Below are 25,724 nucleotides of genomic sequence, written 5' to 3'. Positions count from 1 at the left end.
GTATCAGGTATCCGACACGTCCGCGTGCAAAAGGATGGGCCGGGCCCTTCAGCGCTCGGCGACGAAGACGCCGACACCGGGCACGCCCACCACCAGGCCCTCGGCTTTGAGGGTCAGCATCGCGTTGCGCACCACGATCGCGGAGACGCTGTGGATTTGGCAGAGCTGCGAGGTTGACGGCAACTTCTCCCCGGGCGACAACTCACCCGAGGCGATCTGCTTGCGGATGTGCTCAGCAAGCTCAACCCACTTGGGGCTTGGCGGCATGGCGGTACTCCCTGGTCAGCACCGCCATTTGACCACTCCTCATCTTGTTATCGCAAGTAATACCTTGACCTCCGATAGCTTGTTATCCTAAGCTCCGAACTGACCGGCTCCCTGGTCAGCACCCTTGGAGTTGGTTCTTCCCCACCGCGCAGAGCGCCCGGTCGGTCGACCCCCGAACGGCCGGCCGGGCGTGCCGTGGCCCACTCGGCCACGCCGACCGACGTCAGCAGCACGGAGACCTCGCAGGAGCCCAACCGTGGACGACCTCCCCCACCACGACCGCGCTTCCCCACCGCCAGCCGACGACGCCACCACCGCCCTCGCGTCCGATGAGGACATCGCCGACGCCGACGACATCCTCGTCTGCCATCCGCCCCGGGTGGTGACCCGCTGGCTCTGCGGCTGCGGCGAGGACTACCCGTGTCCCGACGTGCGCTTCGCCCGGCTGGTCAAGACCGCCCGGGTCAGCACCGCCCGCTGACGGTCGTCCGGCCCGGTCACCGCCGGCCTCCCCCACCGCCGCAGCACCAGCCACCCCACGACCGGCGCCCCGGCGACAAGCCACCCGGCGTCGCGCGGCGCCACCCCGGCGACCAGCACCACGGCGACCAGCACCAGCGCCGCGATGCCGGCCGCGACCAGGTGCACCACCGCCGCCCGGGCGACCGGCGACCAGGCCGGCAGCAGCGCCGGCCGCCGGGCCAGCAGCTCGGCCTGCTGGCCGTACCGGTCGGCCTCGTCGGCGCAGCGCCGGGCCAGCTCCAGCTCGACCGCCGGGTCGGCCTCCGCCGGGGTCTCCCCCACCCGGGCGTACGCCCCGACGCCCGGCCGCCCCGGCCCGTCGGCTGCGCCGCCGGCCTTCCCCGCCCCGGAGGCCGGGCCGGCGGTGTCCGGCGAACGGGCCGGCGCGGGCGGGACGGCGGAGTCGGCGACCTGCACGAGAACCGGTGCCGGCGAAGCGGCGGCCGGCTCGGCCGGCGATGCGGAGCCGGTGGGGGTGTCGGAGAGCGCGGCACAGCCGTTGGCCGGGTCGGCCGGCTGGGCAGAGCCGGTGGCCGGGTCGGCCGGCGATCCGGAGCCGGTGGTCGCGTCGGAGAGCGCGGCACAGCCGTTGGCCGGGCCGGCCGGCAGGGCGGAGCCGTCGGCCGGGTCGGCCGGCGGTGCGGAGCCGGTGGTCGGCGGTGGGGTGGCGGGCGGTTGCCCGATGGCGCGGCCGAGCTGGTCGAGGCGCTCGCCCTGGGCGGTGAGCCGGCGTTCCAGGTGGTCCGCCGCGGCGTGCAGGTTGCGGCGGCGACCCGCGCCACCCGCCGGCCGCCGCTCGGCCAGTTGCCGGGCCAGCGCCGCGTACTCGGCGAAGGACATCCGCTCAGCCCTCCCCCGGCTCGCGGCCGTCGCCGGTGAACGGCACGATCAGCCGGGTGCGCTGGTCGTGCCGGTCGACCAGCAGCGCCCGGCCGGGCCGGGGCGACCCAAGGTCGGGCACGCCGAGGCAGGCACCCAGGTCGGCGCCGGGCACGTCCAGTGCGACCAGGCAGGCGAGGTCCTCGGGCGCCCGCGCGTCACCGAGGTCACGGGCGAGCGGGCCCAGCCCGCGCCACCAGCCGAGCAGGTGCCTCCCGTGGCCGGGGCCGTGCCGCAGCAGGGCGCGCAGGTCCTCGTGGCCGGTGCGACCGGTCTCCGGGTCGACGGTGGCCAGCACGGGGTGCGCGGCGTCCACCCCGAACACCACGAGGTAGGTCCGGCCGGCAGCGGGGGCCGAGGCGGCAACGCCCCCGGCCGACCCGGATCCGGCGGGCGGGCTCGCGGTGGTCCCGGGGCAGGCCGCGAGGGCGGCGCGCAGGCCGGCGGCGTCGAGCCGCCCGACGGGGTGGCCGGTGGCGGCCAGCGTCGCGACGGTGTCCTCGGCGGCCGGGTCGGCGGCGGCGGTCAGCGGAGCGAGCAGGAACCGGGCATCGCCCGGGGCGTGCTGCCGGGCCAGGCTCAGCGTGGCCGCGCGGAGCACCGCCGCACCGGTCGCCGCGGCGCCGACCACGGCCAGGTGCCGACCGGGGGTGGCGTCCATGATGAACAGCGCGGAGGTGCCGTCCACGTCGACGGTCCGGCCGACCAGGGCCAACGGCCGCCGTCCGCCCGGCCGCAGCCCGGCGAACGTGGCGTCCTGCTCGACGCGGGCGGTTGCGTACCCGGCGAAGAATGCCGGCGGGCGCGCGCCGGGCGGGCGGGCCTGCCACAGCTCGCGGCGCAGTCGGGCCAGCTCGCCGGCGGCGGCGTGCGCGTCGGGGAACCGAGCGGCGATGCCCGCGCCGGAGGGCCGGCCGGCGATGACGCGTGCGGTCGGCAGGACCGAGCCGCCGAGCGGTCCGGCGACGGACGCTTCGCGCGACTCTTCCCGCACCATCACGCGCAGCGCGTGCCGCGCGAGGACCGCCGCGATCCGGCCGGGCAGCGCCCCGCGCGGGGTCGGGCCGGCCAGCACCAGGTGCATCCCGACCGGGCCGCCCGCCCGGGCCAGGTCGACCAGCAGGTCGGCCCCCTCGCGGGCCAGCGCGTCGTCCCCGGCGAGCAGCACCTCGAACCCGTCGACCACCGCCACGATCCGGGGCCGGTCCGCCGGCGCGTCGACGCCCGGCCGCTTCCGGGCCGCGGCCCGCCGACGCAGTTCGCGGCGCAGGTCGCGCAGCACGGCGAGGCCGTACTCACGGTCGGGCTCGACGCCGACCGCGCGGGCGTGCGGCAGCCAGGACGGGTCGCCCGGGGTGGGTGCCAGCTCGGCGAAGCCCGCCCGGCCGGTGACGTCGAGCAGGTGGAACCGCAGTCCGGTCGGGGGGTAGCGGGCCGCCAGCCCGTGCACCACGGCGAGCAGGAAGGACGCCCGGCCGGCCGACCCGTCGACCAGCCAGTGCGGGGTGGCGTGGTCGAGGGCGGCGGTGACGGGTTCCGGGCCGGCCCGGCCGATCACCGTACGCAGGCCGCCGGCCGCCGAGCCGGTCCAGCGAGACCTGGGCAGCAGGGCGGCGAGCCGCACCGTGTTCCCGGATCCGCCGAGGCGCTCGGCGAGGGCGGCCACCTCGGCGGCCGGCGGGTCACCGTCGAGCAGCACCGGCGCGGCCAGCCCGCTGCCGTCGGCGCTGAACGGGGTGCCGGGCGGGTCGCCGAGGTGGGCGTACGTCTCGGCCAGCCGGACCTGGGTGGTGCCGCCCAGCACCGGCCGGTCGGCCGGCGGTGGCCAGCCGGCGGCCAGGACGCAGACCGCGCCGGCCGGGCCGGCCCGGGTGAGCGCGGCGAGCCGGGCCGCCGCCTCCGGTGGCGGGCTCGCGCCGACGACCACGACCAGGAGTTCCTGGTCGGCGCGGCCGGCCTGCCGGGCGGCACGGGCATGCCGTTCCGCGACGTCGAGCAGCGCGCTGACGCCACCGGTCACCGACAGGACGCCGGCGGCGACCAGTGGGCGCAGCGGGCCGACCGCCAGCCCGGCCGGCAGCGAGCCGGCGGCGTCCGGACTGGTGGCGTCGAGGCCGGCGACCCGGACGGCGCCGGGCGGGGCGGCGACGAGCAGCCGCAGCACCACCGCGCGCAGCAGCCCGGCGACCCGGGGGTCGCCGGCGTCGGCGTCGACGGCCAGGTGGTGACCGCCACCGAGCGGCACCAGGGCCGGGAAGTCACCGTCGGGGGTGGACGCCGTGCCGATCCGGATGGCGACCGGAGTGCCGGCGATCGGAGCGGGCTCGGGGGCGGCAAGGGTGTCGCCGAGGCGGGCCAGCCGGCCGACCAGCTCGGCGGTCCCGGTCGGCGGGCCGGGCGCGGCGGTCGTGGCCATCGCCCGGCGGGCGGCGTCGAGGTGCGCCCGGGCGGCCCGGTGCGCGGCGACCGCCTGCCCGTACCCCGAAGCGAGCCTGCCCACCGTTGCTCCCGTCGCCGACGTCCGGTCCCCGCGACGCCTAACTGAGCTGGGCCGCGACGGTCGCGGACGGGGCCGGTGTCGGCTCGCCGACACTGCGGCGGACCGCCGCCGGCCGGGGCGGCCGACGCTCCGGGTGGAGCGCCGGCCGCCGCCGGTGGTACGGCTCAGCCGGTGACGGAGGTCAGCGCGGGCAGGTAGCCGTACCGGTAGCCGTCGGCGTCCGGGTGGTACGCCTCGATCACCCCGCTGACGTCGCGGATCCACGGGTCGGCGCCGCAGACCCCGTGCCCGGCGAAGTACGGGCGGGTGTCGACGAAGGTGGCCCCGGCGGCGCCCGCCCGGCCGGCGATGACGGTGGCGAGCAGGTCGGCGGCCTCGTTGAGGATGGTGCGCTTGTAGACGCTCATCGCCAGCCAGCCGCAGCTGGTGGTCTCGAACAGCCGCGGGTAGCCGAGCACGATCAGCCGGGCGTTCGGCGCCCGCTGCCGGATCGCGGCGTACGTGGCGTCGAGCCGGCCGGGCAGCGTCGCGGTGGCGAACGCCTTCGCGTCGTTGACCGCGTCGGTGCAGGTCGAGGTGCTGCCGAACCGGCAACTGGTGATCACGTCGGCGAAGCCGGCGTCGTTGCCGCCGATGGTGATGGTGACCATGGTGGTCGTGCTGGAGAGCGCGGCGACCTGGTCGGCGATGACGTCGGCGGTGACCGCGCCGCCGCAGGCGGCGAACCGGAAGCTGGTCACCGCGTGGGACGCGGCCCAGAGCGGGGCGTACGACTTCTGGCTGCGCAGGCAGCCGGACCAGTCGTACGGGCCGGCGCCCACCCCGGAGGAGTAGGAGTCGCCGAGGGCGACGTAGTTGACGGTGGCGGCGGCCTGCGCGGGGGCGGGCAGGAACACCGCGCCGAGAGCGGCGGTGAGCAGGGCGACCAGCGCGGCCAGGGCGCGGGCCAGCGGGCGGTGGGGCATGACGGGACCTCCACAGGACTCAGGTGGTGGGGCCCTGTGACCGCGCGCGTGGCCAGGGTTGTGACAGTTGTTACTAGCCGGTAATGCTATCGAAATATTTCCATCAGGGGAACCGTCGCCGCCATCCCGGGACGGAAACGTCCGACCCCGTGGCGCGGCGGCATGGCGGACGCGACATGTTCACATGCGTCGATTAGGTTGACCGTGCGAACACCCCGATGGAGGGAGTCCACCCCGTGCGACGAGCGCTCACGGCGGCCATCGCCGCCCTGACCGTCACCACCGCCGGCACCCTGGTCGCCGGCACCCCCGGCCACGCCGCCCTACCGGGCTGGGGTCGGCCGGTCCTGCCCACCGCCGCGCCGCAACCCGGCGGTCCAGGGCTCGGTGACAGCTACTTCCCCGACTACGGCAACGGCGGCTACGACGTCGAGCACTACGACGTCCGGCTGCGCTACGACCCGCAGACCGACCTGCTCACCGGCACCACCACCATCCTGGCCCGGGCCACCCGGGACCTGTCCCGGTTCAACCTCGACTTCCTGCTCGACGTCGACTCGGTACGGGTCAACGGCTGGCAGGCCACCGCCACCCGCGAGGGGGTGCACGAGCTGGTGGTCACCCCGCGCCGGGCGGTGACCGCCGGCCAGCAGCTCACCGTGGTGGTGCGCTACTCGGGCGTACCGTCCGAGACGCTGGTGGGCGGCTACACCGGCTGGACCCGTACCGACGACGGGGCGATGGCGGTGAACGAGCCGGAGTCGGCCTGGTGGTGGTTCCCCAGCAACGACCACCCGACGGACAAGGCCACCTACGACATCTCGGTCTCGGTGCCCACCGGCGTCGAGGTGATCAGCAATGGCGTCCAGCCGCGGCCGCCGGTCGCCGAGGCCGGCAACCGCACCCGGTGGAGCTGGCGCACCACCTCGCCGACCGCCACCTACCTGGCCTTCCTCGCCATCGGCCAGTACGACATCGTCAGCGACACCGCGCCGAACGGCCAGCCGGTGGTGAACGCGTACAGCACCACGCTGGGCGAGCTGGGGCCGGCCGCGCGGGCCAGCATCGAGCGCACCGCCGAGATCGTCGAGTGGGCCAGCGGGATCTTCGGCCCGTACCCGTTCGAGGCGCAGGGCGGGGTGGCCGGGCCGGTCGACGGCATCGGCTTCGCGCTGGAGACGCAGACCCGCTCGGTGTACGGCCCGGGCTTCTGGCGTCGCGGCGCCAACACCTACGTGGTGGTGCACGAGAACGCCCACCAGTGGTTCGGCGACTCGGTTTCGGTGGCCGACTGGAGCGACATCTGGCTCAACGAGGGCTTCGCCACCTACGCCGAGTGGCTCTGGTCGGAGGAGCAGGGCGAGGGCACCGCGCAGGAACTGTTCGACTTCACCTACGCCAGCTACCCGGCCGACGACGAGTTCTGGCAGGTGCCGCCGGGTGAGCCCGGCCCGAACCGGATCTTCGACGACGCCGTCTACGACCGGGGCGCGATGGCGCTGCACCAGCTCCGGCTGGCCGTCGGCGACGACGCGTTCTTCGCGATCCTGCCGGCCTGGACCGCCGAGCACCGGCACGGCAACGCGAGCATCGAGCAGTTCCAGGCCCTCGCCGAGCGGATCTCCGGCCTAGACCTGGACGACCTCCTGACCACCTGGCTACTCACCCCCACCCGCCCCGACCTCCCCACCACTGCCCGCAAGACCACCCCACCCACCCAACCCAAGTCCTGGCCCCACATCCACACCTCCCACACCCTCCTAACCCACTAACCCCACCCCCACCCCCACCCCGGGCCCGGGCCCGGGCCCGGCTCGTTGATCATGAGGTTGGCGGTGCGACACGCCGACGCGACCGCCGCCAACCTCATGATCAACGGCAGTGGCGGGCGGGTCGGAGGGGCGGGCCGGAGGGGCGGGTTGGTTAGCGGGGTTCGGGGGCGGGGGTGGAGCGGGCGCAGGCGACCGGGGGGCCGGCCGGGTGGGACGCGGCGGCGAAACCGGGGCGGCGGCGGGCCCGGCGCGGGGCGCCGGCGGCGTACTCGTCGGCCGGCGGGCGCAGCCGGGCGCCGTGCGGCCGGGGCGGTGCCCAGCGGGCGGTGGGGACGCCACCCACCGGGCGGACGGCGGCGACCGGCACCGGGCGGACCACCGTCGACGCGGGCCGGACGACCCGGGCGGCGGTCGAGGCGGCCCGGCGCACCCGGGGCGCGGCCAGCGCGCGGGTGATCCGCCCGTGCAGGCGACGGCCTCGCAGCCCGTCCAACGCCACCCCGGCCACCGCGGTGGCGACCGCCGTGGCCGCGCCGGCCAGCACCAGCGTCTGCCGGGGGCCGGCCTGCTCGGAGAGCCAGCCGAGCAGCGGGGCGCCGACCGCGGCGGAGACCGAGCCGGTGACCGCCAGCGCGGCCAGCACCCGCCCGCGCATCGCGTAGTCGGTGTCGAGCTGGGCCCGGGTACCGACGGTGGTGTCGATGACCACCGCGGCGGCGGCGATCGGCAGGATCACCGCGGCGAAGCCCAGCGTGCTCGGCGCCAGGCCGGCGCCGATCTGCAGCGTGCTGGCCAGCAGCCCCGCACCGACCAGGACCCCGTAGCCCAGGTGCCGGCGGCGGGCCGCGACGAACGCGCCGAGCACCGTGCCCACCGCGAAGACCGTGGACAGCAGTCCGTAGCCGGCCGCGCCGCCGCCCAGCGGCCCGTCGCTCATCGCCGCCATGGTGACCTGGTAGTTGCGCCCGAGGCTGCCGAGCACGAACGACAGGGCCAGCGCGACCAGCACCACCGGCTGGCGCAGCAGGTAGCGGAAGCCGGCCCGGATGCCGCCGTCCGCGGGCTCCGCGTCGGCCGCCGGCTCGTCGGTGTGCAGCTCCCGCTCCCGTACGGCGAACAGCGCGACCAGCACCGCGACGAAGCTGGCCGCGTTGATCGCGAAGAGCAGGGCCGGGCCGACGGCGGCGACCAGCACGGCACCGGCGCTCATGCCCAGGATGCGGCCGGCGGAGTGGGTGAGCGATCCGAGCGCGAGCGCGTTGCCCAGGCTCTCCCGGTCCACCAGGGTCGACGTCCAGCGGCCCATCACCGGTCCCTCGATCGCCGAGACCGCGCCGGTGGCCAGCGAGATCGCGTAGATCGCCGGCAGGCCGCCGGCGCCGGTGACGGCCACCACCGCCAGCCCGGCGGCCAGTGCCGCGTGCGCCGCCTGCGCGGCGATCAGCAGCGGCTTGGCCCGCAGCCGGTCGGCCAGCGCCCCGCCCCAGACGCTGAGCAGCAGCGTGGGCAGGGCCTGGAGGAGGACGGCGAGGCCCATCGAGGTCGCCGAGCGGGTCTCGGCGAGCACGTACCAGTTGACCCCGAGCACCTGCATCCAGGTGCCGACCACTGACACGAACCCGGCAGCGGCCCAGATCCGGTAGTTGCGGTGGCGCAGCGCTGCGAACGTGGCACCCACGGCCACGACCTCCCCGTACGACGGCGACGGACGACGCCGACCCGCTCGGTGGTTCGGCGGTCGCCAAGTCTGGCGGCCGGCAAACCGATCCGCCGCTGTTGGTGAGGGGGTTCACCAGCCGCCGTCGCAGCGGGCCGCAGACCGGGAGAAACCGGGCAGCCGTCCGGTCCCCGGCACCTCCCCCGATCGACCGGGCCACCGGCCCGGACGGCCGACCGGACTTCCGCCGCCCGACGCCGTCGCCGCGACCGCCGATCGGGCGCCGGAAGCGGCCCCCGCGGGGGCCGCTTCCGGCCCGGATCCGGCGTCGCGACCGGTCAGCGGGCGGCGAGCGGTTCGGTGGCCGGGTGCACCGGAGCGGGCAGGGCTCCGGGGGCACCGAGGTAGGCGTGGATGGCGGCCGCCGCGGCGCGGCCCTCGGCGATCGCCCAGACGATCAGCGAGGCGCCCCGGTGCATGTCGCCGGCGACGAAGACCCCGTCCGCGCCGGTCTGCCAGTCCGGCCGGGCGTCCACCGCGCCGCGGGCGTTGCGGCTCACCCCGAGCTGCGCCAGCAACGGCTGCTCCTCGGTGCCCTCGAAGCCGATCGCCAGCAGCACCAGGTCCGCCGGGAGTTCCCGCTGGGTGCCGGGCAGCGCGGTGACGATCCGGCGGCCGTCCCGCTTCTCCACGGTCACCTCGGCGATCCGGACCGCGCGGACCGCGCCGGTGCCGTCGTCGACGAACTCCTGCACCGCCACCGCGAAGACCCGCTCGCCGCCCTCCTCGTGCGCCGGGTAGGTGCGCAGGATCCACGGCCAGGTGGGCCACGGGTCGCGCGCCTCGTCCCGGGCCTGCGGTGGCTGCGGGTAGAGGTCCAGCTGGTGGACGCCGGCGGCGCCCTGCCGGTGCGCCACGCCGAGGCAGTCGGCAGCGGTGTCGCCGCCGCCGATGATGACCACGTGCTTGCCGGCGGCGTCGATCGGCGTGCCGTCCGGCAGCACGGCGAGCGCGGGCCGCCCCTCGCCGGTGGCCGCGACCACCCGGTTCGCCGCGACCAGGTGCGCCATCGCCTGGTGCACGCCGCGCAGCTGCCGCCCCGGCGTCTCCGGGGTGTCCCGGCCCTGCAACGCGCCGCAGGCCAGCAGCACCGCGTCGTGCTCGGCGCGCAACTGCTCGGCGGTCACGTCCACGCCCACGTTCACCCCGGTGCGGAACCGCACCCCCTCGGCGGCGAGCTGGGCCAGCCGCCGGTCGATGTGCTCCTTCTCCAGCTTGAAGTCGGGGATGCCGTACCGGAGCAGACCGCCGAGCGCGTCGTCGCGCTCGTACACGGTCACCGCGTGACCGGCGCGGACCAACTGCTGGGCGGCGGCCAGACCGGCGGGCCCGGAGCCGACCACGGCGACCGACCGCCCGGACGGCGCGGGCACCGGGCGCGGCACCAGCCCGCGCGCGACGGCCGCGTCGGCGATCTCCACCTCGACCTGCTTGATGGTGACCGGCTCACCGCCGGCGATGCCGAGCACGCAGGCGGCCTCGCAGGGCGCCGGGCAGAGCCGGCCGGTGAACTCCGGGAAGTTGTTGGTGGCGTGCAGCGACTCCACCGCCGCGTCCCAGTTGCCGGTGCGGACCAGGTCGTTCCAGTCCGGGATGCGGTTGCCCAGCGGGCAGCCGTCGTGGCAGAACGGGATGCCGCAGTCCATGCACCGGGTGGCCTGCTCACGGATCAGCTCCTCGCCGGCCGGCGGGTAGACCTCCCGCCAGTCGCTGATCCGCACCGGCACCGGCCGCCGGGCCGGCAGCCGCCGGTTGTAGCGCAGGAAACCGTTCGGGTCAGGCACGAGCCACCTCCTGGGCCGCCGCCCGCTGCACGGGCGTGGTCGTAACGGACGACGGACCCGGTGCCGCCAGGGCGGTCATCACCGCGTCGTCGACGTCGCGGCCGGCGGCTTCGGCGGCCCGCATGATCTCCAGCACCCGGCGGTAGTCCCGGGGCACCACCGCGGTGAACTCCGCCACCGCCTCCGGCCAGCGCTTGAGCAGCTCCTCGGCGACCGCCGAGTCGGTCTCGGCGAAGTGCCGCTGCACCAGCTCGTGCAGCACGGCCTGCTCCTCCTCCGACAGCGGCGCCAGGTCGACCAGCTCGGTGTTGACCCGACGCCGGTCGAGCTGCCAGACGAAGGCGGTGCCGCCGGACATGCCGGCGGCGAAGTTGCGGCCGGTGGGACCGAGCACCACCACGGTGCCGCCGGTCATGTACTCGCAGCCGTGGTCGCCGACGCCCTCGACGACGGCCGCCGCGCCGGAGTTGCGCACCGCGAACCGCTCCCCCACCCGGCCGCGCAGGAAGACCTCGCCGGCGGTGGCCCCGTACAGGATGGTGTTGCCGGCGATGATCTGGTCCTCGGCCCGGTCTCCCGGCGCGGCGTCACCGTCCACGAACGGCGCGGCGGCGTCCGGCCGGACGACCAGCCGCCCGCCGGAGAGGCCCTTGCCGACGTAGTCGTTGGCGTCGCCGTGCAGCCGCAGGGTGACCCCGCGCGGCAGGAACGCGCCGAACGACTGGCCGGCGGTGCCGCGCAGGGTGAACTCGATGGTGTCGGCGGGGAGGCCGGCCCCGCCGTAGCGGCGGGTCACCTCGCCGCCCAGCATCGCGCCGACGCTGCGGTGCTCGTTGCGCACCGCCACCTCGACCCGTACCGGGGTGCCGGCGGTCAGCGCCGGCTCGGCCAGGGCGATCAGCTCGTTGTCCAGGGCCAGCTCCAGGCCGTGGTCCTGGGCGCGGACGCCCCGCCGGGCGGCGCCGGCCGGCAGCTCCGGCAGGTGCAGCACGGGGGTGAGGTCGAGGCCGCCGGCCTTCCAGTGCTCGATCGCCGGGGTGACGTCGAGCAGTTCGGCGTGCCCGATCGCCTCCTCGATCGACCGGAAGCCCAGCTCGGCCAGGTAGCCGCGGACCTCCTCGGCGAGGAAGAGGAAGAAGTTCTCCACGAACTCCGGCTTGCCGGTGAAGCGTTCCCGCAGCACCGGGTTCTGGGTGGCGATGCCGACCGGACAGGTGTCCAGGTGACAGACCCGCATCATCACGCAGCCCTCGACGATCAGCGGGGCGGTGGCGAAGCCGAACTCCTCGGCGCCGAGCAGCGCCGCGATCAGCACGTCCCGGCCGGTCTTGAGCTGGCCGTCGACCTGCACGGTGACCCGGTCGCGCAGCTTGTTGAGCAGCAGCGTCTGCTGCGCCTCGGCCAGCCCCAGCTCCCACGGGGTGCCGGCGTGCTTGAGCGAGTTCAGCGGGGACGCGCCGGTGCCGCCGTCGTGGCCGGAGATCAGGATGACGTCGGCCTTGAGCTTCGCCACGCCCGCCGCCACGGTGCCCACGCCGACCTCGCTGACCAGCTTGACGTGCACCCGGGCGGCCGGGTTGACGCACTTCAGGTCGTGCACCAGCTGGGCGAGGTCCTCGATGGAGTAGATGTCGTGGTGCGGCGGCGGGGAGATCAGGCCGACGCCCGGGGTGGCGTGCCGGGTACGCGCGATCCACGGCCAGACCTTGTTGCCGGGCAGCTGCCCGCCCTCGCCGGGCTTGGCGCCCTGCGCCATCTTGATCTGGATGTCGTCGGCGTTGACCAGGTATTCGCTGGTCACCCCGAACCGGCCGCTGGCGATCTGCTTCACCGCGGAGCGGCGGGCCGGGTCGTGCAGCCGCTCGACGTCCTCGCCGCCCTCGCCGGTGTTGGACTTGCCGCCGAGCCGGTTCATCGCGATCGCCAGGGTCTCGTGCGCCTCGGCGGAGATCGAGCCGTACGACATGGCGCCGGTGGCGAACCGCTTGACGATCTCGGTGGCCGGCTCGACCTGATCGATCGGCACCGCCGGCCGCACCCCGGTACGCAGGGTGAACAGTCCGCGCAGCGAGCCGGCCCGGGCGGCCAGCTCGTCGACCTTGGCCGTGTACTGGCGGAAGACGTCGTACTGCCGGCTGCGGGTGGCGTGCTGGAGCAGGAAGACCGTCTCCGGGTTGAACAGGTGCAGCTCGCCCTCGCGGCGCCACTGGTACTCGCCGCCCACCTCCAGCCGGTCGGTGGCCGCGGTGCCCGGCGCCGGCCAGGCCCGGGCGTGCCGGGCGGCGACCTCGGCGTGGATGCCGTCCAGCCCGATCCCGCCGATCTTGCTGGGGGTGCCCCGGAAGTAGCGCTCGACCAGCCGGGCGTCCAGCCCGACCGCCTCGAAGACCTGCGCGCCGCAGTACGAGGACACCGTCGAGATGCCCATCTTGGACATGATCTTCAGGACGCCCTTGCCGAGCGCCTTGACGTAGTTGCGTACCGCCGTGCCCGGTTCCACCCCGGCCAGGGCGCCAGTGGAGATCATGTCCTCCACCGACTCGAAGGCCAGGTACGGGTTGACCGCCGCGGCGCCGTACCCGATCAGCACCGCCGCGTGGTGCACCTCGCGGCAGTCGCCGGACTCGACGATCAGCGCCACCTGGGTGCGGGTCTGCTCGCGGACCAGGTGCTGGTGCACCGCCGCGGTGAGCAGCAGCGACGGGATCGGCGCGAGGTCGGCGTTGGAGTCCCGGTCGGAGAGCACCAGGATCCGCACGCCGTCCTCGATCGCCTCGGAGACGTGCCGGCAGATCTCGGTCAGCCGGGCCTTGATGCCCTTGGCGCCCTCCCGGATCCGGTACAGCCCGGAGACCCGGACCGCCTTGAAGCCGGGCAGGTCGCCGTCCTCGTCGATGGAGAGGATCTTGGCCAGCTCGTCGTTGTCGATCACCGGGTAGGGCAGCACGATCTGCCGGCAGCTGGCCGGGCCCGGGTCGAGCAGGTTGCCCTCCGGGCCGATGGTGGAGGCCAGGCTGGTCACCAACTCCTCCCGGATGGCGTCCAGCGGCGGGTTGGTGACCTGGGCGAAGAGCTGGTGGAAGTAGTCGTAGAGCAGCCGCGGCCGGGTGGACAGCGGGGAGATCGGGGTGTCCGTGCCCATCGAGCCGATCGGCTCCGCGCCGGCCCGGGCCATCGGGGCGAGCAGGATCTTCAGCTCCTCCTCGGTGTAGCCGAAGGTCTGCTGGCGGCGGCGTACCGAGTCGTGGGTGTAGACGATGTGCTCGCGGGCGGGCAGGTCGGTCAGCTCGATCAGCCCGGCGTGCAGCCACTCGCCGTACGGCCGCTCGGCGGCCAGCTCGGCCTTGATCTCGTCGTCGTGCACGATCCGGCCGGCGGCGGTGTCGACCAGGAACATCCGCCCCGGCTGGAGCCGCCCCTTGGCCACCACCCGGGCCGGGTCGAGGTCGAGCACGCCCGCCTCGCTGCCGAGCACCACGAGGCCGTCGTCGGTACGCCACCAGCGCCCCGGGCGCAGCCCGTTGCGGTCGAGCACCGCGCCGACGATCTCGCCGTCGGTGAAGGCGACCGAGGCCGGCCCGTCCCACGGCTCCATCAGGCTGGCGTGGAAGCGGTAGAACTCCCGCTTGTCGGCGCGCATGTCCGGGTCGTTCTCCCAGGCCTCCGGGATCATCATCAGCACCGCGTGCGGCAGGCTGCGCCCGGCCAGGTGCAGCAGCTCCAGCACCTCGTCGAAGTTGGCCGAGTCGGAGGCGGCCGGGGTGCAGACCGGGAAGATCCGCCGGATGTTGCCCGGCAGGTTCGGGGTGCGCAGCAGCGCCTCCCGGGCCTGCATCCAGTTCCGGTTGCCACGGATGGTGTTGATCTCGCCGTTGTGCGCGATGAAGCGGTACGGGTGCGCCAGCGGCCAGGACGGGAAGGTGTTGGTGGAGAACCGCGAGTGCACCAGGGCGATCGCGCTGACCACCCGCTCGTCGGTCAGCTCCGGGTAGAACGCGGGCAACTGGTCGGGGGTGAGCATGCCCTTGAAGACCATGGTCCGCGCGGACAGCGACGGGAAGTACGCCGGCACGCCCCGCTCGGCGGACTCCCGCTCGGCCTGCTTGCGGACGCAGAACGCCACCCGGTCCAGCTCGATGCCGCGCAGCGGGGTACCGGCCGGGCCGGCCGGGGCGTCGGTGAGCCGGTGCGCGGCGAGGAAGAGCTGCCGGATCCGGGGCATCGCGGCGAGCGCGGTCTCGCCCAGGCCGGTCGGGTCGATCGGCACCTCCCGCCAGCCGAGCAGCTCGGCCCCCTCGACCAGGGCGTACTTCTCCACCACCCGGCGGGCGCGGGCCTCGGCGGCGTCGTCGTCGGGGAGGAAGACCAGGCCGGTGGCGTACTCGCCGGCCGGCGGCAGCGGGAAGTCCACCACGGCACGCAGGAACGCGTCCGGCACCTGGATCATGATGCCCGCGCCGTCGCCGGTGTTCGGCTCCGCGCCCCGGGCGCCCCGATGGTCCAGCCGGCAGAGCGCGGCGAGGCCGTTGGCGACCACCGCGTGGGAGCGCCGCCCGTGCAGGTCGGCCACGAAGGCCACGCCGCAGGCGTCGTGCTCCTGGGCAGGGTCGTAGAGCCCGGCCGCGGGCACACCGGGGCCGGGCGGCGCGGCCGGCTGGGGGCGATGAGGGTACGGAAAAGCCACCGGGCCTCCTGTCGTCGCTCAGGGATGGTTCACGGGATCGGGACGACGTCGGCCCTTGTGGGTTTATTGAGTCTACGTTAGGGCGCGCTCCGCAAGGCCAGTGCGGATTGATCACACCTTCCAGAGTCTGGGACGTGTAGTCTCGCGCGGTGGATCCCCAGCACAAGGAACTCTTCGACCGGTTGGAACGCTTCTACGACGCGGTGCCGCGGGACGCGGCCCGGGCCGAGGAGCACGGCGGCCTGGTGCTCTTCGTACGGGAAGGGACCGGCTGGCCGTTCTATGCCCGGCCCCGGCTCGACGCCGACGAGACCCCTTCGCTCGCCGACGTTTCCCAGGTGCGCGAGCGGCAGCGCGAGCTGGGCCTGCCGGAGGCCTTCGAGTGGGTGCACGAGACCACCCCGGACCTGCTCGCGGTGGCCCGCTCGGCGGGGCTGTCCGTACTCGAGGCGCCGCTGATGGTGCTCGACCCCGCCGCACTGCCCGACCCGGCGACGCTGACCGACGTACCGGTGCGGCTGCTCGACTCCGACGCGCCGGACCTGGCCGCGGACGTGGCGGCCCGGCGGGCCGTGGCGGCGGTCGGCTTCTCCGCCCCCGGCACCGGCCGGGGCGGCGCCGGCCCGGCCGAGCGGGACGCCGCGATGACCGGGCTGGACGTGGCCGCGCTGGACGAGGAGCGGACCCGCATCGCCGACGGCCGGCGGCTCTCCGTGCTGGCCGCCACGCCGGAGGAGGGCCCGCTGGCCAGCGGGATGGCGATGCGGGTCGGCGACGTCGCCGAGATCGCCGGGGTGGCCACCCTGCCGGCCGCCCGCCGCCGGGGCCTGGGCGCCGCGGTCACCGCCACGCTGGCCCGCGAGCTGCTGGCCGCCGGCGCCGACCTGGTCTTCCTCTCCGCCGGCAGCGAGGAGATCGCCCGGGTCTACCTGCGGGTCGGTTTCCGCCGGATCGGCACCGCCTGCATCGCCGAGCCGGCCCCGGTGCTGGCCTGACCGCGGTCAGCTCGGCGGCCGCCAGGCCGCCGCGGTGGTGGCGGCGCTGGAGAGCAGCCGGGGGCTGATCGTGCCGAGGGCCGCGTCCCGGGCCCGCAGGGCGAGCCGGCCGCGGGTGCGCAGCACCGCCGACATCCGGCGGGCCTGGCGGACCACCGACGCCGCCCGGGGCCGGCGTGTCCGGTCGTACGCGGCCAGCGCGTCGGGCAGCCGGGACTCGCGCAGCAGTGTGGCCAGGGTGGCGGCGTCCTCGAAGGCGAGGCAGGCGCCCTGGCCGAGGTGCGGCGGCATGGCGTGCGCGGCGTCGCCGAGCAGCACCACCCCGCCGGGGCCGGCCGGGAAGGCGTACGTGCGGGGCAGCGGCCGCAGCTCGCGGATCTCCTGCTGCACCAGGTCGGCCGGGTCGGTGGCGTCGAGCAGCTCGGTGACCGGGGACGGCCAGCCGGCGTACCAGCGGCGCAGCAGGGCGAGCTGGGTCTCGGGGGGCTCCGGCCGGGGCGCGCCGGCCGCGGTGGCCACCCAGTAGATGCCGCCCCGGCTGGAGCCGCCCGACGAGCCGCGCTCGCCCAGCGAGGCGGAGACGAACCGGTACCCGGCGCCGAGGGTCTCGCCACCCACCGGCACCTCGTCCGGCAGCCGGGGCGCGCGGTACCAGGGGATCACCGCCCGCCACGCGGCGCACCCGGAGCTGACCACGCCGGCCTCCGGGGCGAGCTGGCGGCGCAGCTCGCTGTCGGTGCCGTCCGCGGCGACCACCAGGTCGGCCTCCAGCGTGTGCCGGCCGTCGCCGACCGCCGGGCGGGCCCCGGCGGCGGCGCGTACCGTCCGCACGGTCACCCCGGTGCGCAGCTCCACCCCGTCGCCCAGTCCGGCGATCAGCGCGTCGTGCAGGTCCTCCCGGTGCACCACCACCGGCATCCGGTCGGCCGGTGTGGGGCGGGGCTGCACCAGCCAGTGCCCGTCCGGGCGGCGGATGCCGCCGTCGGGCACCGGTGTGGCGATCGCCTCCAGGCCGGCGCCCAGGCCGAGGGCGCGCAGCGCGCGTACCCCGTTGGGCCAGAGCACCACGGCCGTCGGCTCCGGACGGATCCGGTCGGCCCGCTCCAGCAGGGTGACCTGCCAGCCGGACCGGGCCAGCGCCCCGGCGACCGCGAGGCCGCCGATCCCGGCGCCGACCACCACCGCGCTACGCATGGTTCTCCGCTCAGCTGTCGCGGTCGGCGGGGCGGGCGCCGGCCGCGCCGGCCCGCTCGTCCCGCGCCGTCGTCTCCCCGGTCTCCGGGTCGCCGCTCTCCGGGTCGCCGGCCGCCGCCGCGTCCCCGGTCTCGGCGGAGTCCTCGGGTGCTCCGGTCGCGTCCCGGTCGGTCTGCCCGGCCGGCGCGGCGTCCGGGTCGGCCGGCACCTCGCCGGCCTCCCGCCAGCTGCGGTACTGCTCCTCGCTGACCACCCGGTAGCCCTCCGGCGCGGCCGGCTGCGCGCCGGCCTCGGTGGCGGAGAGGTCGACCTGCGAGACGTCGGACTCCGGCGGGGTCGGCGCCGCCGCCGCGCCGACCGGGACGAGGTACTCCCGGGGGCCGCGGACGCGCACGAAGTAGACCAGGGCGCCGAGGAACACCAGCGCGGCGGTCCACACGTTGAGCCGGACGCCGAGGATGGTGTTGGCCTCGTCGGTGCGCATCAGCTCGATCCAGAACCGGCCGGCGGTGTAGCCCATCACGTAGAGCGCGAACGCCCGGCCCCGGCCGAGGCGCAGCTTGCGGTCGAGCACGAAGACCAGCACCGCGACGCCGACGTTCCAGAGCAGCTCGTAGGCGAAGGTCGGGTGGTAGAGGCCCGGTTCGAGGATCGGTCGCCCGGCGTCGTCGCGCAGCGCGTGCCCGGGGTTGTCCGGGTCCATCCGGTGGATCTCCAGCCCCCAGGGCAGCGTGGTCCGCCCGCCGTAGAGCTCGTTGTTGAACCAGTTGCCGAGCCGGCCCACCGCCTGCGCCAGCGGCAGGCCGGGCGCGAGCGCGTCGGCCACCACGGCGAACGGGATGCCGAGCTGGCGGGCGGCGATCCAGGCGCCGAGCGCGCCGCCGGCCACCGCGCCCCAGATGCCGAGACCACCCTCCCAGATGGCGAACGCCTTCATCGGGTCGCCGCCGGTGCCGAAGTACTTCTCCGGCGAGGTGATCACGTGGTAGATCCGGGCGCCGATGATGCCGGCCGGCACGGCCCAGACCGCGATGTCGAGCACCGCGCCCGGGGCGACGCCCCGCCGGCGCAGCCGGTACTCGGTGACCACGCAGGCCACCACGATGCCGAGGATGATGCACAGCGCGTACGCCCGGAGCGGCACCGGGCCGAGCTGCCAGACGGCGGTGCTGGGACTGGGCAGGGCCGCCTGGGGGGACAGCGAGGCGAGATTCACGGATGCACACGCTACCGCTGCGGGCCCCTTCGGTGGCACCCCGGTCGGGCCGGGCGGCGTCGCGGTGACTTCTGGTTTGCACCGACGTAGGCTCTTTGTCCATGAGCGCGCTCACCTGGGCGGTGGCCGCGGTCGTCACCGACGGGGCCGGTCGGGTGCTGCTCTGCCGGCAGGGTCGGGGCGAACGCCGCTACGCGCTGCCCGGCGGGCGGCTGTGCCGGCCGGAGAGCCCGGTGCCGGCGGTGCTGCGCGACATCCGGGCCGAGACCGGGTGGGAGATCGAGGTCCTCGACCTGGTCGGCCTCTACCACGTCGCCCAACCGGCGGCCGGCCCGGCGCCGGCCGGGCGGGCCGGGCCGCTGCCGGACGTGCTGGTGCACGTCTTCCGGGCCCGGGCAATCGGTGCCCGGCCGGCGGGCGAGCCGCTGGCCGGCTGCCGGCTCTCCTGGCACGACCCCGCCGACCTGCCGGCGGCGCTCACCCCCACCACCCGGGCCGCGCTCGCCGACGCGCTGGCGGGCCGCTCCGGCGTGCTCGTCGACTGCCCCGCACCGGCCGGGCCGGCGCCCGGACAACGCTCGCGGCAGCCCGCGGACCGCCGGGCCGGGGACGGTCACTCCGGCGCCGACGCGCCCGCCCGGCACTGACCGCGCCGCTGGCGCACCGGCCGGTCCCAGTCACCGCGCCGCTGGCGCACCGGCCGGGCACCGACCGCACCGCCGGGGGCGGGCGACGTGCGGCGCCAGCGCGGGCGCCGGCCGCCGGACCGAACGCCGCGGACGGGGCGGTGGTCAGCGGGCGGGGTTGCGGACGCCCTCGGCGAGTTCGGCGCTGAGCGCGCGGAGCGCGGCCAGTCCGGTGTCGAGGTCCGGCACGTCGAGCAGGCAGCGGACCAGCGCGCTGCCCACGATCACGCCGTCGGCGTAACCGGCGACCGTGCCGGCCTGCGCGCCGGTGCCGACGCCGAGGCCGACGCCCACCGGCAGGTCGGTGACCGCGCGGACCCGGGAGACCAGTACCGGCGCCGCCTCGGAGGTCTGCGCCCGGGCCCCGGTGACGCCCATGATCGCGGTGGCGTAGACGAAGCCGCGGCAGTGCTCGACGGTCATCGCCAGCCGGGCGTCGGTGGAGGACGGGGCGACCAGGAAGGTGCGGTCCAGCCCGTACGCGTCCGAGGCGGCCAGCCACTCGTCGGCCTCGTCGGGGATCAGGTCAGGGGTGATCAGCCCGGTGCCGCCGGCCGCGGCCAGGTCGCGGGCGAAGGCGTCCACGCCGTACCGCTCGATCGGGTTCCAGTAGGTCATGGTGACCACCGGGGCGCCGGTCGCCGCGACCGCCTCGATGATGCGCAGCGCGTCGGCCGTCCGTACGCCGCCGGCCAGCGCGATGTCGCTGGCCCGCTGGATCACCGGGCCGTCCATCACCGGGTCCGAGTACGGGATCTCCACCTCGATCACGTCGACCCCGGCCTCGACCATCGCGGTCATCGCCGCGATGCTGCCCTCGACGGTCGGGAACCCGGCCGGCATGCAGCCGACCAGCAGGGCCCGCCCGTCGGCGCGCGCCTTGTCGAACGCCACCCCGATCCGGCTCATCAGTCACTCCTTGTCGAGGACGCCGAAGTAGTTGCCGGCGGTGTGCACGTCCTTGTCGCCCCGCCCGGAGAGGTTGACCACGATGGTGGGTTCGCGGCCGAGGTCGGCGGCGAGCTTCGGGGCGATCTTCAGGGTGCCGGCCAGGGCGTGCGCGCTCTCGATCGCCGGGATGATGCCCTCGGTGCGGCAGAGCAGCTCGAACGCGGCCATCGCCTCGTCGTCGGTGACCGGGGCGTAGGTGGCCCGCCCGGTGTCGTGCAGCCAGGCGTGCTCGGGCCCGACGCCCGGGTAGTCCAGGCCGGCGGAGATCGAGTGCGACTCGCAGGTCTGCCCGTCGGCGTCCTGGAGCACGTACGTGCGGGTGCCGTGCAGCACCCCGGCGGAGCCGCCGGTGATGCTGGCCGCGTGCCGGCCGGTCTCCACCCCGTCGCCGCCGGCCTCGAAGCCGTACAGCCGCACCTGCGGGTCACCCACGAACGCGTGGAAGATGCCCAGCGCGTTAGAGCCGCCACCGACGCAGGCGGTGACCGCGTCCGGCAGCGCGCCGGTGAGGTCGAGGCACTGCTGCCGGGCCTCGTCGCCGATGCCCCGGACGAAGTCGCGGACCAGCGCCGGGAACGGGTGCGGCCCGGCCGCGGTGCCGATCAGGTAGTGGGTGTTGTCGACGTTGGCCACCCAGTCGCGCATCGCCTCGTTCATGGCGTCCTTGAGGGTGCGCGAGCCGGTGGTGACCGGCACGACGGTGGCGCCGAGCATCCGCATCCGAGCCACGTTCAGCGCCTGCCGCTCGGTGTCGACCTGGCCCATGTAGACCACGCACTCCAGGTCGAACAGGGCGGCGGCGGTGGCCGTGGCCACCCCGTGCTGCCCGGCGCCGGTCTCGGCGATCACCCGGGTCTTGCCCATCCGCCTGGTGAGCAGCGCCTGGCCGAGCACGTTGCGCACCTTGTGCGCGCCGGTGTGGTTGAGGTCCTCGCGCTTGAGCAGCACCCGCGCGCCGGCCTTCGCGGAGAACCGCCGGGCGGCGTAGAGCAGCGACGGGGTGCCGGCGTAGTCGCGCAGCAGCGCGGCGAACTCGGCCCGGAACGACTCGTCGGCCATCGCCGCACGGTGCGCGGCGTCCAGCTCGTCCAGCGCCGCGACCAGCGCCTCCGGCACGAACCGGCCGCCGAAGCGGCCGAAGTGGCCCGCCGCGTCCGGGAACGCGGTCTCGGCGGCCAGGGCGTCGGCGCTCATGCCGGCACTCCGCTCCGCTGCGTGCCGTCACGAGGCACCACCGCGCTGAGCCTGACGACTCGCTCGCTCCGCTCGCTCATCGGAATCCTCTCGCTGGACGAGCCGGCGCGCGCCTCAGCGCACCGGGCGGGGCGTGGCCGGGTGGTTGCCGGCGTTGACCAGCTCGGCCACCGCCTCCCGAGGGCTCTTCTGGGTGACCAGGCCCTCGCCGACCAGGACCGCGTCGGCGCCGGCCGAGGCGTACCGGATGAGGTCGTGCGGGCCGCGCACGCCGGACTCGGCGATCTTGACGACGCTGCTGGGCAGGCCGGGCGCGATCCGCTCGAACACCGAGCGGTCGACCTCCAGGGTACGCAGGTCACGGGCGTTGACGCCGATCACCTGCGCCCCCGCCTCCAGGGCCCGGTCGGCCTCCTCCTCGTCGTGCACCTCGACCAGCGCGGTCATGCCGAGCGACTCGATCCGCTCCAGCAGGCCGACCAGGGCGTTCTGCTCCAGGGCCGCGACGATCAGCAGCACCAGGTCGGCGCCGTGCGCCCGGGCCTCGTGCACCTGGTAGCTGGAGACCACGAAGTCCTTGCGCAGCACCGGGATCGGCACCGCGGCGCGGACCGCGGCGAGGTCGTCCAGTGAGCCGCCGAACCAGCGCCCCTCGGTGAGCACGCTGATCGCCCGCGCGCCGCCGGCGGCGTACTCGCCGGCCAGGTCGGCCGGGTCGGCGATCTCGGCCAGCTTCCCCTTCGACGGGGAGGAGCGCTTGACCTCGGCGATCACCGCGACGCCGGGCCGGCGCAGCGCCGCGTACGCGTCCAGCGGCGGCGGCGCGGCGGCGGCCAGCTCGCGGATCCGCTCCAGCGGCACCTGCTCCTGGCGCCGGGCGACGTCCTCGCGCACGCCGGCCAGGATCTCGTCGAGCACGCTTGCGGACGCCGCCGGACCGGCCTCGTCCCCCTCCGCGTGCGCATGCTCAGCAGTCACCAACGGACTCCCCTCTCCGGGTGTCATGGGCCGATGCTAGGGGGCGCCACCCGAGGCCGGGAGGTGGGGGTATGGCGCTGCTCACGGAACGGCCTGGGGCATAATGGCCGACTTCGGTGAAGGCCAGATCACGTAGCGCCACCGTCCGCATCGACGAGTACCCATGCGCCATTGGACCACGTGATCCCGCCCGGGCGCACCCGGCGGGCGCCTGTGACGAAGCTCAAGGACGAACGGCCCTGTGCAGGTGGCGGCCCCGGACGCAGAGTTGACGCGTAGGTCACCACGGCGAAACGTGAGCCGGCCAGCATCTTCCTCGGGCAGACTCGACGATGCGCCTGCCCCACCCGTTCGCCGACGATCCTCGCGCGGAGAGATCATGAGTACTGCCGGGCCCCACCAGAGCATCGGACTGACCATCATTTCCCGTACCGTCGCGTCGCTCGCCGTCGGGGTGGTGCACACCCTGGAGCGGGCCGTGGTCGGCGAGGCGCGGATGCGGACCGCCCGGGGCAACGCCTGGGAGGCGGTCTGCGCCGACCGGGCCCGGGCCGACCAGCGGGCCGAACTCGACCGCCTGGTGGCGGAGCTGGCGGCCGCCCGGGCCGCCGCCCGCGACCGGCAGCCGGTCAGCTGACCGTCGGGTCCTCGCCCCGGTCCAGCGCGTCCCACGCCTCGGTGGTGCGCCGCCCGGTGACCGGTCCGGCCCCGGCCGGCGCGGCGGGCGCGGCCACCTTCCGGGCCGGCCGTTCGTAGCGGGCGCCCATCGCCGGCCACCGCTGGCCGCGCAGCGCGGTGAGCACCCCGCCGGCGGCGGCGACCAGCCCGCCGAGCAGGCAGAGCGCCGGCCAGTGCCGGCTCACCTCGCCCGGGAAGGACGCCGACAGCCCGTAGCCCCCGCCGGCCGCCACGGCGAGCCCGAGCAGGGCCAGCAGCCCGCCGAGCAGCCGCCGCAGCCGACCCCGGGTGGCCAGCACCGCGCCGCCGCCGGCCAGCCCGACCACGGCCAGCGCCGGCAGCCACGGCAGCAGGCCCGCTCCGGTGTGCGCGTCCCGCACCGGGGGCAACGGCGCCGGCCGGGCGGCCAGCTCCACCGACCAGGTGCGGGTCGCCGCCCACAGCGCCAGGCCCGCGCCGGCCAGGCAGAGCAGCACGGCGTACGTCAGCTCGCGCCGCCCCGCGCCCGGCCGCGCCCCCTCGGCCCCGCTCACCGGGCCGGCCTCTCGTTCGCGACTGCGGGGCTCCGCTGCGCCGCACTCCTCGCGCTCACCGGGCCTGCCTCTCGTTCGCGACTGCGGGGCTCCGCTGCGCCGCACTCCTCGCGCTCACCGGGCCTGCCTTTCGTTCGCGACTGCGGGGCTCCGCTGCGCTGCACTCCTCGCGCTCACCGGGCCGGCCTCAGGGTTTCGGCGGCGGCGATGGCGGCGAGCACGGCGGCCGCCTTGTTGCGGGTCTCCTGGTCCTCCGCGGCCGGGTCGGAGTCGGCCACCACCCCCGCACCGGCCTGCACGTACGCCCGGCCGGCGCGGATCAGCGCGGTGCGGATGGCGATCGCCATGTCGAGGTCGCCGCCGAAGCCGAAGTAGCCGACCGTGCCGCCGTACAGGCCCCGCCGGACCGGCTCCAGCTCCTCGATGATCTCCATGGCCCGCACCTTGGGCGCGCCGGAGAGGGTGCCGGCCGGGAAGGTCGCGGCCAGCGCGTCGAACGCGGTGCGGTCGGAGCGCAGCGTGCCGACCACCGTCGAGACGATGTGCATGACGTGGCTGTACCGCTCGATGGTGGCGAACTCGGGCACCTCGACGGTGCCCGGGCGGCACACCCGGCCCAGGTCGTTGCGGCCCAGGTCGACCAGCATCACGTGCTCGGCCCGCTCCTTCGGGTCGGCGAGCAGTTCGGCGGCGAGCCGGGCGTCGGCGGCCGGGGTGGCGCCGCGCGGCCGGGTGCCGGCGATCGGGTGCAGCAGCGCCCGGCGCTGTCCGTCGGCCTCGACGGTCACCTTCAGGTGCGCCTCCGGCGACGAGCCGACGATGTCGAAGTCGTCGAAGCGCAGCAGGTACATGTACGGGCTGGGGTTGGTGGTGCGCAGCACCCGGTAGACGTCGAGCGAATCGGCGTGGGTCTCCCGCTCGAACCGCTGCGCCAGCACGATCTGGAAGCACTCGCCGGCCCGGATCGCCTCCTTGGCCGCCTCCACCGCCTTCGGGTAGCCACCGTCGGGCGTACGGCTGCGCACCTCGCCGGCCGGCGGGCGCTCCACCGTCGAGATCATCGGCGGGATGGGCCGGGACAGCGCGGTGGTCATCGCGTCGAGCCGGCCCACCGCGTGGTGGTACGCGGCGGCGACCGCCGCGTCCCGGTCCGGCGCGTCCGGCGGCGGCAGCACCGCGTTGGCGACCAGGATCGCCGAGCCCTCGTAGTGGTCGAGCACCACCAGGTCGGTGGCGAGCATCATGCCCAGCTCGGGCAGGTTCAGGTCGTCCTCGGTCAGCTCGGGCAGCCGCTCGAAGCGCCGGACCAGGTCGTAGCCGAGGTAGCCGACCATGCCCCCGGTCAGCGGCGGCATGCCGGCGGCCGGCTCGGTGGCCGGGCCGGCGAGCGCCTCGACCGTGGCCCGCAGCACCTGCACCGGGTCGCCGGTGGTCGGCAGCCCGGCCGGCGGCTGCCCCAGCCAGGTCGCCCGGCCGTCCCGCTCGACCAGCGTGGCGCTGCTGCGCACGCCGATGAACGAGTACCGCGACCAGGCCAGGCCGGCGGACCCGACGCCCTGCTCGGCGGACTCCAGCAGGAAGGTGCCCGGGCCGCCGGCGAGCTTGCGGTAGACCCCGACCGGGGTCTCCGCGTCGGCCAGCAGCCGGCGGGTGACCGGGACGACCCGCCGGTCGGCGGCCAGCGCGGCGAAGGTGGCGGCGTCGGGGCTCACCCGGCCGTCGGTCACGACCGGTCCCCCGCCGCGTCGACCGGCAGCTCGGTGAAGAAGCAGCTGCGGTGCCCGGTGTGGCAGGCGGCGCCCACCTGCTCGACGCTGACCAGCAGCGCGTCCCCGTCGCAGTCGAGGGCGACCGAGCGGACGTACTGGTGGTGGCCGGAGGTGGCGCCCTTGACCCAGTACTCGCGCCGGCTGCGCGACCAGTAGGTGGCCCGGCCGGTGGTCAGCGTGCGGTGCAGTGCCTCGTCGTCCATCCAGGCGACCATCAGCACCTCGCCGGTGTCGTGGGCGCGGACCACGGCGGCGACCAGGCCGTCCGGGGTGCGGCGCAGCCGGGCCGCGATGGCCGGGTCGAGCCGGGACGGGCGGGCCGGGCCGCCGTCCGCCGGCCCGCTCGGGCGGGTGTGGGCGCCGGTCACCGGCGCGTCAGGTACGGACACAGTGACCCATTGTCCCGCACGCGGCGCGGGCACCGGCGACGGCTCCCGCCG

At 75.8% G+C, this 25,724-nt stretch carries 20 protein-coding genes; 5 read left to right on the top strand and 15 right to left on the bottom strand.

The window, feature by feature from the left end; genetic code table 11:
- Nucleotides 1-48: 48 nt before the first annotated feature.
- Nucleotides 49-267: a winged helix-turn-helix domain-containing protein gene (locus Q3W71_RS23900; protein WP_302921664.1), complete on the bottom strand. Its 219-nt coding sequence runs from the start codon at nt 265-267 to the stop codon at nt 49-51.
- 256 nt (nt 268-523) lie between these two features.
- On the opposite strand from Q3W71_RS23900, the gene Q3W71_RS23895 reads away from it, so the two are divergent.
- Complete coding sequence (locus tag Q3W71_RS23895) at nt 524-748, top strand: hypothetical protein (RefSeq protein WP_302921662.1); 225 nt, start codon at nt 524-526, stop codon at nt 746-748.
- On the opposite strand, the gene Q3W71_RS23890 is transcribed toward Q3W71_RS23895, so the two are convergent.
- The 3 genes from Q3W71_RS23890 to Q3W71_RS23880 form a co-directional block, all read right to left on the bottom strand.
- Nucleotides 682-1,629 carry a hypothetical protein gene (locus tag Q3W71_RS23890; protein WP_302921661.1) on the bottom strand — a complete coding sequence of 316 codons (948 nt, stop codon included), beginning with the start codon at nt 1,627-1,629 and terminating at the stop codon, nt 682-684. The two genes, Q3W71_RS23895 and Q3W71_RS23890, sit on opposite strands and share 67 nt — an antisense overlap.
- A gap of 4 nt (nt 1,630-1,633) precedes the next feature.
- The gene (locus Q3W71_RS23885; protein ID WP_302921660.1) at nt 1,634-4,168 is read right to left on the bottom strand and encodes a cell division protein FtsK; all 2,535 of its coding nucleotides are present in this window, start codon (nt 4,166-4,168) and stop codon (nt 1,634-1,636) included.
- A gap of 164 nt (nt 4,169-4,332) precedes the next feature.
- Entirely contained in the window at nt 4,333-5,133 is an 801-nt protein-coding gene (locus tag Q3W71_RS23880; protein ID WP_302921659.1) for an SGNH/GDSL hydrolase family protein, read from the bottom strand.
- A gap of 236 nt (nt 5,134-5,369) precedes the next feature.
- Between Q3W71_RS23880 and Q3W71_RS23875 the strand changes: the two genes are divergently transcribed.
- Nucleotides 5,370-6,905 carry a M1 family metallopeptidase gene (locus Q3W71_RS23875; protein ID WP_302921658.1) on the top strand — a complete coding sequence of 512 codons (1,536 nt, stop codon included), beginning with the start codon at nt 5,370-5,372 and terminating at the stop codon, nt 6,903-6,905.
- Nucleotides 6,906-7,056: 151 nt separating this feature from the next.
- Here the strand turns inward: Q3W71_RS23875 and Q3W71_RS23870 are convergent, their stop codons facing one another.
- The 3 genes from Q3W71_RS23870 to gltB form a co-directional block, all read right to left on the bottom strand.
- Complete coding sequence (locus tag Q3W71_RS23870; RefSeq protein WP_302921657.1) at nt 7,057-8,583, bottom strand: MFS transporter; 1,527 nt, start codon at nt 8,581-8,583, stop codon at nt 7,057-7,059.
- A gap of 317 nt (nt 8,584-8,900) precedes the next feature.
- Entirely contained in the window at nt 8,901-10,406 is a 1,506-nt protein-coding gene (locus Q3W71_RS23865; RefSeq protein ID WP_302921656.1) for a glutamate synthase subunit beta, read from the bottom strand.
- Nucleotides 10,399-15,090 carry a glutamate synthase large subunit gene (gene gltB, locus Q3W71_RS23860; RefSeq protein ID WP_302921655.1) on the bottom strand — a complete coding sequence of 1,564 codons (4,692 nt, stop codon included), beginning with the start codon at nt 15,088-15,090 and terminating at the stop codon, nt 10,399-10,401. The genes Q3W71_RS23865 and gltB overlap by 8 nt, the downstream gene beginning before the upstream one ends.
- A gap of 149 nt (nt 15,091-15,239) precedes the next feature.
- Between gltB and Q3W71_RS23855 the strand changes: the two genes are divergently transcribed.
- Nucleotides 15,240-16,085 (top strand): GNAT family N-acetyltransferase, encoded by an 846-nt coding sequence (locus Q3W71_RS23855; RefSeq protein ID WP_302921654.1) that lies wholly within the window; start codon nt 15,240-15,242, stop codon nt 16,083-16,085.
- Nucleotides 16,086-16,091: 6 nt separating this feature from the next.
- Here the strand turns inward: Q3W71_RS23855 and Q3W71_RS23850 are convergent, their stop codons facing one another.
- Nucleotides 16,092-17,279 carry an NAD(P)/FAD-dependent oxidoreductase gene (locus Q3W71_RS23850; RefSeq protein WP_302921653.1) on the bottom strand — a complete coding sequence of 396 codons (1,188 nt, stop codon included), beginning with the start codon at nt 17,277-17,279 and terminating at the stop codon, nt 16,092-16,094.
- 10 nt (nt 17,280-17,289) lie between these two features.
- Nucleotides 17,290-18,495 (bottom strand): prolipoprotein diacylglyceryl transferase, encoded by a 1,206-nt coding sequence (gene lgt, locus Q3W71_RS23845; RefSeq protein WP_302921652.1) that lies wholly within the window; start codon nt 18,493-18,495, stop codon nt 17,290-17,292.
- A 101-nt stretch (nt 18,496-18,596) separates the two neighbouring features.
- Between lgt and Q3W71_RS23840 the strand changes: the two genes are divergently transcribed.
- Nucleotides 18,597-19,142 carry an NUDIX hydrolase gene (locus tag Q3W71_RS23840; protein WP_302921651.1) on the top strand — a complete coding sequence of 182 codons (546 nt, stop codon included), beginning with the start codon at nt 18,597-18,599 and terminating at the stop codon, nt 19,140-19,142.
- Nucleotides 19,143-19,286: 144 nt separating this feature from the next.
- Here Q3W71_RS23840 and trpA read toward each other — a convergent pair whose 3' ends face one another.
- The 3 genes from trpA to trpC all read right to left on the bottom strand — a co-directional run bounded on the left by trpA (nt 19,287) and on the right by trpC (nt 22,244).
- Nucleotides 19,287-20,090, bottom strand: a complete 804-nt coding sequence (gene trpA, locus Q3W71_RS23835) for a tryptophan synthase subunit alpha (protein WP_302921650.1) — start codon at nt 20,088-20,090, stop codon at nt 19,287-19,289.
- Between the two features lie 3 nt (nt 20,091-20,093).
- Nucleotides 20,094-21,326, bottom strand: coding sequence for a tryptophan synthase subunit beta (gene trpB, locus Q3W71_RS23830; RefSeq protein WP_302921649.1), 1,233 nt, complete (start codon nt 21,324-21,326; stop codon nt 20,094-20,096).
- Between the two features lie 114 nt (nt 21,327-21,440).
- Complete coding sequence (gene trpC / locus Q3W71_RS23825) at nt 21,441-22,244, bottom strand: indole-3-glycerol phosphate synthase TrpC (protein ID WP_302921791.1); 804 nt, start codon at nt 22,242-22,244, stop codon at nt 21,441-21,443.
- Nucleotides 22,245-22,683: 439 nt separating this feature from the next.
- On the opposite strand from trpC, the gene Q3W71_RS23820 reads away from it, so the two are divergent.
- On the top strand, nt 22,684-22,941 hold the full coding sequence (locus Q3W71_RS23820) for a hypothetical protein (protein ID WP_302921647.1): 258 nt from the start codon (nt 22,684-22,686) through the stop codon (nt 22,939-22,941).
- On the opposite strand, the gene Q3W71_RS23815 is transcribed toward Q3W71_RS23820, so the two are convergent.
- The 3 genes from Q3W71_RS23815 to hisI form a co-directional block, all read right to left on the bottom strand.
- Nucleotides 22,934-23,515: a Trp biosynthesis-associated membrane protein gene (locus Q3W71_RS23815; RefSeq protein ID WP_302921646.1), complete on the bottom strand. Its 582-nt coding sequence runs from the start codon at nt 23,513-23,515 to the stop codon at nt 22,934-22,936. The two genes, Q3W71_RS23820 and Q3W71_RS23815, sit on opposite strands and share 8 nt — an antisense overlap.
- A gap of 173 nt (nt 23,516-23,688) precedes the next feature.
- Complete coding sequence (locus tag Q3W71_RS23810) at nt 23,689-25,242, bottom strand: anthranilate synthase component I (RefSeq protein ID WP_302921645.1); 1,554 nt, start codon at nt 25,240-25,242, stop codon at nt 23,689-23,691.
- A complete protein-coding gene (gene hisI, locus Q3W71_RS23805) occupies nt 25,239-25,673 on the bottom strand; it encodes a phosphoribosyl-AMP cyclohydrolase (RefSeq protein ID WP_302921790.1) in 435 nt (144 codons plus the stop codon). Before hisI ends, Q3W71_RS23810 begins: the two co-directional genes overlap by 4 nt.
- Between the last annotated feature and the right edge of the window lie 51 nt (nt 25,674-25,724).

It is taken from the genome of Micromonospora sp. C28SCA-DRY-2, assembly GCF_030519475.1.
In the GTDB taxonomy this organism is placed as follows: Bacteria; Actinomycetota; Actinomycetes; order Mycobacteriales; family Micromonosporaceae; genus Micromonospora.
The sequence above is the reverse complement of the archived record's forward strand: the minus strand, read 5'-3'. Positions and strand labels throughout refer to the sequence as shown.